We start from the raw sequence: 11471 nt of genomic DNA, 5'->3' as shown, positions 1-11471 counted from the left end.
GTGACAAAGTCTGAGCTGATCGCGTTGTTGGCCAGTCGCTATCCGCAGCTGGCTCTGCGCGATATGGATTTCGCCGTGAAAACGGTTTTGGATTCGATGACCCAGGCTCTGGCCAGTGGTCAGCGGATCGAAATCCGAGGGTTTGGCAGTTTTTCGCTCTCTACCCGCTCGCCGCGGGTAGGGCGCAATCCCAAATCCGGTGAAAAAGTGATGGTGCCTGGTAAACAGGTGCCTCACTTCAAAGCGGGTAAGGAGTTGCGCGAGCGAGTCGATTCTGTCTTTCTTGAGCAAGAGCAAATCGAGGCGGACGACCAGTCCTCAGCCTTCGAGCAGCTCAATGCGAGAGTCCGTCACGGTTAAGACCTACTTGCACACTGATTACACAGGCCCTTTACAGGGCCTGTTTTGCGTGTGCGCTAAATTCCGCTTGCACGTACAATCAGACATTATAAAAACACTGTTGGAGCCCTAAAAATGCGCTATCTAGTCTGGGTACTGCGTCTGCTCGTTTTTGTGATCGTGCTGCTGTTCGCACTGAAAAACACCGAACCCGTGCAGGTCAGCTTCTTTGCCGAGCATATTATTCAAGACGTCCCGCTGATCGTCGTGATGCTGGCCGCGTTTATTTTAGGCTTGGTGTTGGGGCTGCTTTTGATGGTGGGTGCAGTCATGCGCCGCCGTCGCGAGGTCAACCGCTTGCGCCGCGAAATGGACCGTTTGCAAGACAGGCTCGAGCAAGTGCAGCAAGCGCCTGTGAATACGGCTGCTGTTGCGCCCGAGACCGTCGCCCCCTTGGCGCCTTTGTAAGCCGTTGGAGTAAACAGTGGATTTTGAAACCTGGTGGTTGGTTTTTGTACCCATTCTTTTTGCCTTGGGTTGGGTCGCAGCACGGGTGGATTTTCGGCAAATGATGTCCGAAACCCGCACGTTGCCGGACTCCTATTTCAAGGGGTTGAACTTCCTGCTCAATGAAGAGCCGGATCGTGCCATTGATGCGTTTGTGGAAGTGGCCAAACTGGACCCTGAAACCACCGAGCTGCACTTTGCACTGGGCAGCCTGTTTCGCCGTCGAGGCGAAATGGAGCGCGCTATCCGTGTGCATCAAAGTTTGCTGTCGCGTGCCGATCTGCCTGTTGCAGATCGTGAAAATGCCCAGTTTCAGATTGCCCAGGATTTCCTCAAAGCTGGCATGCTGGATCGGGCTGAAGCCGCTTTTGAGGCGGTGCGTGAAACGCGTTTTGCGATACCGGCCATGCGCGCTTTGATTCGTATTTATGAGTCCGAGCATGATTGGCCACGTGCGATCGAAGCGGTGCGCCGCCTGCGAGCCCTGGTCGATGAGCCCGTGCCGCAGTTGGTGCATTACCAGTGTGAGCAGGCCGAGGGGGCCTTGCAGGGCAAGCAGCCTGATTTCGAACGTGCTGCCAAAGCCTTGGACGAGGCTGATAATGCCATTCGCAAATTGGGTACTGGCCAGGGCATGTATGCCTCCCAGGCTCGGGTTGCTGGTTTGCGTGCTCGTGTTGCGCGTATGCAAGGGCAGAACGAGCAGGAGCGTGCCTATCTGGTGTCCATCCTGAGCAGTGCCCCCGAATATGTGGGTCTGTACGCTACCGAGTTGCTGGACAGTTATCGCAAGCTGGGTCGTGGTGAAGAAGGTGTTGCCATGCTGCGCAGTCATTATCAGCAGCACCCCAGCCTGGATATTTTCAATGTGCTGTTCCGCGTTCTGCGTGAGCAGGAAGGCCATTTGCAGGCCTGGGCCTTTGCGCGCGATGCCTTGCGCGCCCATCCTTCTTTATTGGGTCTGGACAAGATGCTGGAAGTCGAACTCCAGGATCAAGGGCAGAGCAAGGAAGGTGCCGAAGGCGCAGAAGCGGTCGGTGTCGATCAAATTATTGCGGGCGCGGATTTAAGTCTGCTGCGTTCTTTGATTCACAGGCATACACAGCGCCTGGATCGATATTCTTGCAGTTCTTGTGGCTTTGAGGCTCGCCATTTTTACTGGCAATGTCCTGGTTGCAACTCCTGGGAGACGTATGCCCCTCGGCGCCTTGAGGAGTTGAAATGATGACGTTTCCAGGTGAAGCCGTCGCCGCCAGTCGTGTACTGGTAGTAGGCGATGTCATGCTGGACCGTTACTGGTTTGGTGATGTGGATCGTATTTCCCCCGAGGCTCCTGTTCCCGTGGTCAAGATGGGCCGGGTGGAGGATCGTTTGGGTGGTGCTGCCAACGTGGCGCGCAATATTGCTGCTTTAGGTGCTCAAGCCAGCTTGCTTGGCGTGATTGGGCAGGATGAAGCGGGCAAGACAGTGCAAGACTTGGCGAGAGCCGACCATGTTCAGGCCCACTGGGTGCAAGACCCTCTGATGCCCACTTCCTTGAAGTTGAGAGTACTGGGTCGTCAGCAGCAGTTGTTGCGGGTGGACTTTGAAGAAAGCCCTGCTGACGGCGCTCTGGAGCAGCTACAGCAAAATATGAGCGACCTGTTGGATCAGCATCAGGTGCTGGTTTTGTCTGATTACGCCAAAGGCGCTTTGGCGCAGGTGGAAAGCCTGATTGCCTTGGCACGCTCCAAGAATATTCCCGTTTTGGTCGACCCCAAAGGCAAGACCTACGAGCGCTACCAGGGCGCCACTATTCTGACCCCGAATCGTTCGGAAATGCAGGAAGCCGTGGGTGCTTGGAAAGATGAAGATGATCTCATGCGACGCGCCCAGGATTTGCGTCGCAAGCTGAATTTGGAATGCTTGCTGATTACCCGTTCCGAGCAAGGCATGACCTTGTTCACCGAGCAGGGGCGTGAGCATGTGGATGCCCAGGCACAAGAGGTGTTTGATGTCTCGGGTGCCGGGGACACGGTATTGGCAACGCTGGCGGTGATGCGAGCGGCTGGCCTGGATTGGTTGCAGGCCATGCGCTGGGCAAATCGTGCCGGTGGTATCGTGGTCGGAAAATTGGGTACGTCCATTGTGACGGCAAAGGAATTGGCATGATCGTAGTGACCGGTGGCGCTGGCTTTATTGGCAGCAATTTGGTGAAAGGCCTGAACCAGCAGGGTGTGACCGACATTCTGGTGGTGGACGACCTGAGCGATGGCGACAAGTTCGTCAATCTGGTGCATGGTCAAATTGCCGACTATATGGACAAGGATGATTTCCGTGCCCGTTTGGCGCGGGACGAGTTCTCCAATATTGAAGCTGTGCTGCATCAGGGCGCATGTTCGGACACCACCGAGCGCAATGGCCAGTTCATGATGGACAATAACTATCGCGTGACACTGGAAATCTTTGAGTATTGCCAGGCCAAGCGCATCCCTCTCCTGTACGCTTCGTCCGCCGCTGTTTACGGTGCGGGCCCGCTGTACGCCGAAGACCTTAGTAACGAAGCCCCTTTGAATGTTTACGGTTATTCCAAGTTCCTGTTCGACCAAGTGCTGCGTCGTCATCTGGATAGACTGAGCGCACCCGTGGTGGGTTTGCGCTACTTTAATGTCTACGGTCCACAAGAGCAGCACAAAGGGCGCATGGCATCGGTGGCTTATCACAATATGCTGCAATACCGCCGTGACGGTCATGTGCTGCTGTTCGGTGGTTGGGATGGTTATGTGGATGGTGGGCAGCAGCGCGACTTCGTCTTTATTGATGACGTGGTGTCGGTGAATCTGCATTTCCTGGGTCAAGACAAGCAGTCCGGTGTTTTCAATTGCGGTTCGGGTCGTGCTCAGCCATTCAATGATGTGGCCCAAACGGTCGTCAACACCTTGCGCGAACACGATGGTTTGCCTGCCTTGGAATTGGAAGATTTGGTGACGCAACAGTTCCTGCAATACATCCCATTCCCGGATGATTTGAAAGGCCGTTATCAAAGCCACACGCAGGCTGACTTGACTCAATTGCGTGCCGCTGGCTACGACAAGCCTTTCCATGACGTGCAGACCGGTGTGGCCGAGTATGTACGTCGTCTGCTTCAGTCAGGCGCTCTGCGTTAAGAGCCAGGACAAGAAAGTCCATGCGGGCTGTCACGCATGGCTAAACGCGCGCTTCTGGCCGCTTTTTCAATCATCCAGGCGGCACCATAAAGGCTTCTTTTCAAGGAGCCTTTATCATGTGTACCTCTGCACAGTCGTCTTCTGTTTCCAATCGCCAGTTGCGTTCGATGCAACGCTGGCGTGGTGCTGTTTTGCGCGTCCTGCTTGCCCTATGTTTGTTTGGGCCTTGGGGTTTGGCGACGGCAACCGACCTGAATACCGCGGATGCCCAGCAGCTCCAGCAAATCAAGGGCATTGGCCCCCGGACGGCCGAGCTGATCCTTGAGGAACGTCAGCGTGGTGGCCCCTTTGATTCTCTACAGGATTTGGCAGATCGGGTTAAAGGGATAGGTGCCAAAAAGATTATTACGATGGAGCAGTCGGGCTTGAAAGTGGAGCCCGCCAAGGCGGCCAGCAAGGCCGTTTCCAATACGGCCGGCGCGGATATAAGAAGAAAGCCGTAGCTCTGGGCGTAGACTCGCTTTAAGCTAGTGGTTTGTTGAGTCTGCATGGGCAGTCAGTGCGAGCTGGCTGCCTTCTTGTTCAAGGTAAGAGATTGATCGATGAAAAACTATCCCACCATTGAAGATACCGTTGGCCAAACCCCTTTGGTGCGCTTGCAGCGTATTCCGGGCGAGTTTGGGCAGGCACGCGGTAATGTCTTGTTGGCCAAGCTGGAAGGCAATAACCCTGCCGGTTCAGTCAAAGACCGGGCGGCCAGTTCCATGATTCAAGAGGCTGAACGTCGCGGCGACATCAAGCCGGGAGACACCTTGATCGAGGCTACCAGCGGCAATACGGGTATTGCGCTGGCCATGATTGCGGCCGTACGTGGCTACAAAATGATTTTGATCATGCCCGATAACTTGTCGCTGGAGCGTCGTGCGTCCATGACAGCGTATGGTGCGAAGTTGATTCTGACGCCCGCCGATCAAGGAGGCATGGAGTACGCCCGTGATCTGGCGCTGAAGATGCAGGCCGAAGGGCAGGGCAAGGTGCTGAACCAGTTTGCCAACAAGGACAATCCAGCAGCTCACGTGCACAGCACTGGTCCGGAAATCTGGAAGCAAACCGACGGGCAGGTCACGCACTTTGTCAGCGCTATGGGTACGACCGGCACCATCATGGGTGTGGGTAATTACTTGCGCAGCCAGAACAGTGGCATTGTGGTGGTGGGTGCTCAACCTGCACCAGGGGCGCAAATTGCCGGCATTCGTAAATGGCCAGAAGAGTACTTACCCAAGATTTACGATCCATCCAAAGTGGATCTGTTCGAGGAAATCGGCCAGCAAGAGGCCGAGATCATGACGCGCCGTCTGGCCGCTGAAGAAGGAATCTGCGCAGGCATTTCGTCTGGCGGTGCCTTGGTGGCCGCTATGCGCGTTGCTCAGCGCGTAGAAAACGCCACGATCGTTTTTATTGTGTGCGACCGTGGCGACCGTTACCTGTCTACTGGCATCTTTAATTAATTAGGGTTGCCATAACCCATTTGTTTAGCCAGTTCGGAAGCCAGGTCGGCGACCGAGCTGGCATAAAAATAACTGCGGTTGTAATGGGTAATGGCAAAGAAGTTGGGCGTACCCAGGCGATACTCCGTGGTATTGCGTGGCTCATCCACCAGGTTCACCACACCTAATTGAGCCTGCTGCCAAGGGCCTGCATTGTGGCTCTGGCCCTTCATTTTGGCACCGGCATTAGTCAATTGAGTCCAGCTCAGCTTGGGGTAGATGCCGCCGTCCACCATGCCTTTGTTCGCGTTACTCAACTCAACCGGCGCAAAAACGGGTAAGCCAGGTTCCCAGCCATGTGCCCGCAAAAAATTGGCAATCGAAGCCATGGCATCGGCGGGATTGTTGCGCAGATCAATGCGGCCATCTCCGTTACCGTCCACGGCATAGCGTATCAGGCTGCCGGGCATGAATTGGGACATACCCATGGCACCGGCGAACGAACCTTGAGCAATCCGGGCATCCAGCTCCCCTTGATAGTGAAGTTCGATCAGATCAGCCAATTGATCGCGGAATAGTTGACCGCGCTCGGGCCGACTGTCGTCCGGATAGGCAAAGCCCAGCGTAAATAGGGCGTCCAGCACCTTGAAATCACCCATGATTTTTCCGTAGACGGTTTCCACGCCCAGGATGGCCACAATAATTGAGGGTGGCACGCCATAGTCTTTGGAGGTCTGCTCCAGCGCCAATCGATGCTTTTGCCAGAATTGGACGCCACCTTGAATGCGGGCTGGGTCTACATTGCGTTTTTTATACGTTACCCAGCTGCGTTTGATGCGCCCTTTGGTGGGACGCATTAATCTGGCAGCGGTCTCGTTATATTGGGCTTGCTGCAAAATATCAGTGACCAGATCCAATGGGATGTCGCGTGCTGTTGCCACTTCCTGGGCGTAGGCCGCAATATCATCGTTTAATTCACCGTTTAATTTAAAAAACTGTGTCCGGCCAGAACGGGACTGGCCAGCCTGAATGGATTGGGGTTCGGCTAAGGCCTTGATTGTGATGGCCTCAGTATTTTTTGTTGGGGTCAGGAAAACCGCGCCGTTATTGGGTTTGGTGTCCGAAGACGGAGCTTGTGAAGTGGTGGAAGCGCAGCCGGCAGTGCTCAGCGCGATCAGTACTGCTTGCAAAATTCGAGTGGGTCTGAACATAATCCATCCTCATGGAGACACTATATTTTATCCATCCATCGTGCCATTTGCATGAGATGGGTCGATGGCATCCGGAAAGTCCGCAGCGGCTCGATGCCATAAATGATCAACTGCTATCCAGCGGTCTGGCATCCTATCTGGCTCAGCGACAAGCTCGGCTGGCCACGGATGAGGATATTTTGCGGGTGCATGATGCTGCTTATGTGCAAAAGCTAAAAGAGCAATTGCCCAAGCAGGGGTATTTCAATATCGATCCTGACACCCTGATGAATCCCCATACCCTGGAAGCGGCCTATGCCGCTGCCGGGGCGGGTCTGGATGCCGTCGATGGCGTCATGAATGAAGGGGCGGCCGGTGCATTTTGTGCTGTACGACCTCCTGGGCATCATGCCGAGCGGGCGCGGGCGATGGGGTTTTGTTTTTTCAATAATATCGCTGTCGCTGTAGCCTATGCCTTGGAAAAATATGGCCTCAAGCGGGTGCTGATCGTCGATTTTGATGTGCACCACGGCAATGGAACCGAACAGATTTTTGCCGGCGACGATCGAGTTCTGATGTGCAGTTTTTTTCAGTCCCCGTTTTTTCCTGATTCCTTTCAGGACCCGGCAGCGCAAAACATGGTAAATATACCGGTTGAGGCCTACACCAAGTCTGCTCAGATTATCGATCTGTTCAAGCAGGTTTGTTTGCCCCGCATAGAGGCTTTTGCCCCTGAAATGGTCTTTTTCTCGGCAGGCTTTGATGCTCACCGTGAAGACGAGATGGGACAGCTAAGCCTGGTTGAAGCCGATTATGCGGAATTGACTGCCATGGTGGTCCAAGCCTGTGCGCCCAGTGCCGGACATCGTCTGGTCAGTATGCTGGAAGGGGGGTACGATCCCTCGTCCCTGGGACGTAGCGTGGTGGCCCATATCAAGGCCTTCGCCGGGCTTTAGGCGATTGGCTCCGGGCTTTGGAATTCTTCCAAAGCCTTATTTCAACAGAACAATTTTTATTTAAGACTGCACTGGAGAACATTACATGAAGGTGTTAGTACCCGTGAAACGCGTAGTTGACTATAACGTCAAGGTACGCGTGAAATCTGACCAAACCGGGGTGGACATTGCCAATGTGAAAATGTCCATGAACCCCTTTGACGAAATCGCTGTCGAAGAGGCCACCCGCCTCAAAGAAAGCGGTGCAGCCACTGAAGTGATTGCTGTTTCTTGCGGTGTGGCGCAAAGCCAGGAAACCTTGCGCACGGCGCTGGCCATTGGGGCTGATCGGGCCACTTTGGTACAAACCGACGTCGAGTTGCAGCCTTTGGCCGTGGCCAAGCTGATCAAGGCCGTGGTGGACAAAGAACAGCCTCAGTTGGTGATCCTGGGCAAACAGGCGATCGACGATGACGCCAACCAGACCGGCCAGATGCTGGCTGCCTTGCTGGACTGGCCACAAGCCACATTTGCCAGCAAAGTTGAAGTGTCGGGCGATAGCGTATCGGTCACTCGTGAAGTGGACGGTGGCCTGGAAACACTGAAACTGAGCCTGCCTGCCGTGATCACTACTGACCTGCGCTTGAACGAGCCTCGTTACGTGACACTGCCCAACATCATGAAGGCCAAGAAAAAGCCGTTGGAAACCCTGACTCCTGAAGAACTGGGCATTGATGTGGCTCCTCGTATCAAAACCTTGAAAGTGACCGAGCCCCCAGCTCGTGCTGCTGGCATCATGGTGCCCGATGTTGCCACACTGGTCGAGAAACTGAAGAACGAAGCGAAGGTGATTTAAATGGCTATCCTTGTTATTGCCGAGCACGACAATCAGCAGCTGAAGGCTGCAACACTCAATGCCCTGGCTGCCGCTCAGAAGATCGGCGGTGATGTGCATGTTCTGGTCGCGGGTAATCAGGCCGCTGGCGTGGCCCAGGCGGCTGCCAAAGCCCAGGGTGTCAGCAAAGTGCTGCTGGCCGATGGGCCTGCATTGGCTGAGGGTCTGGCCGAGAACGTGGCAGCCCAAGTGCTGGCCATTGCTTCGAACTACAGCCACATCCTGTTCCCTGCCACCGCTTCGGGCAAGAACATTGCTCCTCGCGTGGCCGCTAAGCTGGATGTCGCCCAATTGTCGGACATCTTGTCCGTCGAGTCGGCAGACACCTTCACCCGTCCGATTTATGCCGGTAACGCTGTGGCCACCGTTCAGTCCAGCGATGCCGTGAAAGTGATCACCGTGCGTACCACCGCGTTTGACGCTGTGGCCGCTGAAGGTGGTAGTGCCGCTGTTGAGGAGCTGAGCGCTGTGGCAGATTCGGGCCGTTCGACGTTCGTCAGCCGTGAAGTAGCCAAGAGCGACCGTCCTGAACTGGCAGGTGCCGGTGTGGTCGTGTCCGGTGGCCGTGGTATGGGCAGCGCCGAAAACTTCAAATTGCTGGACGGTCTGGCTGACAAGTTGGGTGCTGCCCTGGGTGCCTCGCGCGCTGCAGTGGACGCCGGCTATGCACCGAACGACTGGCAGGTGGGGCAGACCGGTAAGATCGTCGCTCCTCAGTTGTACGTGGCTGTGGGTATCTCTGGTGCCATCCAGCACTTGGCTGGCATGAAGGACTCCAAGGTCATTGTGGCCATCAATAAAGATCCCGAAGCGCCTATTTTTGGCGTGGCTGACTACGGTTTGGTCGCGGACCTGTTTGAGGCTGTGCCTGAGTTAGAAAAAGCGCTCTAAGCGCCAAACGGCCTGCTGGATACTTTTCCAGCAGGCTTTTTTTCAGTGCGTATACCCCAGGGGCCTGGTTGTGGCTTCGGTCCTTTTTGTTTCTGTGTAGGAGTGTTCATGACGTATCGTGTACCCACCCAAGACATCCGCTTTGCACTTAAAGAGCTGGCTGATCTACCTGGTGTGCTGGAATTGCCTGGCTTTGAGGATTTCTCGGCCGAGTTGATCGATGCCATTATTGATGAGAACGCCCGCTTCGTTGAGCAGGAAGTCGCACCTTTGAACCGCGCCGGTGATCAGAATGGTGCCAAATGGAATGACGGTGTGGTCACCACCACACCCGGCTTTAAAAAAGCCTTTGAAGAATTTGCCAAAGCCGGCTGGCAAGGTTTGCAGCACGAAGCTGAACTGGGCGGCCAAGGTCTGCCCAAGCTGATCGGTGCCGTGGCGTGTGAAAACATCAATGCCGCCAACCTGGCTTTTTCCCTGTGTCCTTTGCTGACCGATGGCGTGATCGAAGCCGTGTCCATGGTGGGTTCAGACGAACAGAAAGAACGCTTCCTGCCGCCTTTGCTGGAAGGCCGCTGGACCGGCACCATGAACCTGACTGAGCCTCAGGCCGGTTCGGATCTGGCCCAGGTTGCCAGCCGCGCAGTTCCTCAAGATGACGGCAGCTATCGCATCAGCGGGCAAAAGATTTTCATCACTTACGGTGAGCACGATATGGCCGAGAACATCGTCCATCTGGTGCTGGCCCGCACGCCCGACGCACCTGCCGGCGTGAAAGGGATTTCGCTATTTATCGTGCCCAAGTTCATGGTGAACGACGATGGCTCTTTGGGCGCTCGTAACGACGTCTGGTGTGCATCGCTGGAGCACAAGCTAGGCATTCATGGCAGCCCAACCGCTGTACTGTTGTATGGCTCAGGCAAAGGCGATGTGGGCGAGGGCGCTGTCGGCTACCTGGTCGGCAAGGAAAACGAAGGCCTGAAGTACATGTTCATCATGATGAACGCGGCTCGTTACGCGGTGGGCGTGCAGGGTATCGCTGTGGCCGAACGTGCATTCCAGCAGGCCCTTGCATACGCCAACGATCGTGTGCAGGGTGCGCCTCTGACTGGCGGCAAGGCCGTGTCGATTGCCCATCACCCCGACGTACAGCGCATGCTGGTGCAAATGCGTGCCCTGACGGAAGGCTCCCGCGCGTTGGCTTACTTCGCCGCTGGTGTGAACGACAAGGCGCGTCACAGTGCAGATGAAAATGCCCGCAAGCGGTATCAGGCTCTGTACGAATTCCTGGTGCCTGTGGTCAAGGGTTTCAGCACTGAAATGTCTCTGGAAGTCACTTCCCTGGGTGTGCAGGTGCATGGCGGTATGGGCTTTATCGAAGAAACCGGTGCGGCCCAGCACTACCGCGATTCGCGCATTTTGCCTATTTATGAAGGCACCACTGCCATTCAGGCCAACGACTTTATCGGTCGCAAGGTGCTGCGTGATGCCGGCGCTGTGATCCAGGGCCTGGCTCCTGAGCTGGGCGCGACTGTTGCCAAGCTGCGTGAACGTGCGGCTCAAGGTGGTGAGCACAAAGCTGCACTGACCCTGATCGCTGATCGTTTGGAGGCAGGTGTCAAGAGTGTGGAACGTGCTGCCATGTTCACCTTGATGAACGCTCAGAAAGACCTGCCTGCCGTGTTCCTGGGCAGCGTACCTTTCCTGATGCTGTCCGGCTATGTGTTGACCGGCTGGCAGATGGCTCGTGCCGCCTTGGCAGCAGAAAAAGCACTGAGCGAAGGTGATCAGGATCCATTCCTGCGCCGCAAGCTGTCGACCAGCGTGTTCTTTGCCAGCCACTTGTTGCCACGTGCTAATGCTTTGGCTCAATCCGTGGCTGATGGTGCGGAGCTGATGCCTTACCTGACGACCGAACTGCTGTAAGTTGACCTGGCTCAAGCCATCAAGGCCCGTGCAGTTGTTTGGCTGCCGGGCCTTTTTTCGGTATATTGATATAGCTTTAAATTATTTGAAACGCGCTCTTTATACTGACAAAATCATCTGACTAGTCCTGATCATTTAAGTTGACGATCTCCTGA

The 11471-nt window shown here is 55.4% G+C and carries 12 protein-coding genes; 11 read left to right on the top strand and 1 reads right to left on the bottom strand.

The features are described from left to right. From CA948_RS07220 to cysM, 7 genes are all read left to right on the top strand, one after another. Window positions 1–360, top strand: a complete 360-nt coding sequence (locus CA948_RS07220) for an integration host factor subunit beta (protein WP_026482971.1) — start codon at window positions 1–3, stop codon at window positions 358–360. Between the two features lie 114 nt (window positions 361–474). Continuing rightward, complete coding sequence (locus CA948_RS07215; RefSeq protein WP_094197122.1) at window positions 475–807, top strand: lipopolysaccharide assembly protein LapA domain-containing protein; 333 nt, start codon at window positions 475–477, stop codon at window positions 805–807. A 16-nt stretch (window positions 808–823) separates the two neighbouring features. Continuing rightward, window positions 824–2071 carry a lipopolysaccharide assembly protein LapB gene (gene lapB, locus CA948_RS07210; RefSeq protein WP_108727675.1) on the top strand — a complete coding sequence of 416 codons (1248 nt, stop codon included), beginning with the start codon at window positions 824–826 and terminating at the stop codon, window positions 2069–2071. Continuing rightward, entirely contained in the window at window positions 2068–2997 is a 930-nt protein-coding gene (gene rfaE1, locus CA948_RS07205; protein WP_094197120.1) for a D-glycero-beta-D-manno-heptose-7-phosphate kinase, read from the top strand. The genes lapB and rfaE1 overlap by 4 nt, the downstream gene beginning before the upstream one ends. Beyond that, window positions 2994–3992, top strand: coding sequence for an ADP-glyceromanno-heptose 6-epimerase (gene rfaD / locus CA948_RS07200; RefSeq protein WP_094197119.1), 999 nt, complete (start codon window positions 2994–2996; stop codon window positions 3990–3992). The genes rfaE1 and rfaD overlap by 4 nt, the downstream gene beginning before the upstream one ends. 116 nt (window positions 3993–4108) lie before the next feature. Then, a complete protein-coding gene (locus tag CA948_RS07195) occupies window positions 4109–4495 on the top strand; it encodes a ComEA family DNA-binding protein (RefSeq protein ID WP_108727674.1) in 387 nt (128 codons plus the stop codon). 99 nt (window positions 4496–4594) lie between these two features. Then, window positions 4595–5500, top strand: coding sequence for a cysteine synthase CysM (gene cysM / locus CA948_RS07190; protein ID WP_108727673.1), 906 nt, complete (start codon window positions 4595–4597; stop codon window positions 5498–5500). Here the strand turns inward: cysM and mltB are convergent. After that, window positions 5497–6690 (bottom strand): lytic murein transglycosylase B, encoded by a 1194-nt coding sequence (gene mltB, locus CA948_RS07185; protein ID WP_094197116.1) that lies wholly within the window; start codon window positions 6688–6690, stop codon window positions 5497–5499. The genes cysM and mltB overlap by 4 nt on opposite strands. Window positions 6691–6701: 11 nt before the next feature. On the opposite strand from mltB, the gene CA948_RS07180 reads away from it, so the two are divergent. From CA948_RS07180 to CA948_RS07165, 4 genes are all read left to right on the top strand, one after another. Then, window positions 6702–7625 carry a histone deacetylase family protein gene (locus CA948_RS07180; RefSeq protein ID WP_162496896.1) on the top strand — a complete coding sequence of 308 codons (924 nt, stop codon included), beginning with the start codon at window positions 6702–6704 and terminating at the stop codon, window positions 7623–7625. A gap of 85 nt (window positions 7626–7710) precedes the next feature. After that, window positions 7711–8460, top strand: a complete 750-nt coding sequence (locus CA948_RS07175; RefSeq protein WP_094197115.1) for an electron transfer flavoprotein subunit beta/FixA family protein — start codon at window positions 7711–7713, stop codon at window positions 8458–8460. Beyond that, window positions 8461–9390 carry an electron transfer flavoprotein subunit alpha/FixB family protein gene (locus CA948_RS07170; protein ID WP_086060209.1) on the top strand — a complete coding sequence of 310 codons (930 nt, stop codon included), beginning with the start codon at window positions 8461–8463 and terminating at the stop codon, window positions 9388–9390. It abuts the gene before it with no gap. A 108-nt stretch (window positions 9391–9498) separates the two neighbouring features. Beyond that, a complete protein-coding gene (locus tag CA948_RS07165) occupies window positions 9499–11316 on the top strand; it encodes an acyl-CoA dehydrogenase (protein WP_094197113.1) in 1818 nt (605 codons plus the stop codon). Window positions 11317–11471: the final 155 nt, after the last annotated feature.

Origin of the sequence: Alcaligenes aquatilis (assembly GCF_003076515.1) — a bacterium.
Lineage (GTDB): Bacteria > Pseudomonadota > Gammaproteobacteria > Burkholderiales > Burkholderiaceae_B > Alcaligenes > Alcaligenes aquatilis.
This window is presented reverse-complemented; position numbering and strand designations above follow the sequence as displayed.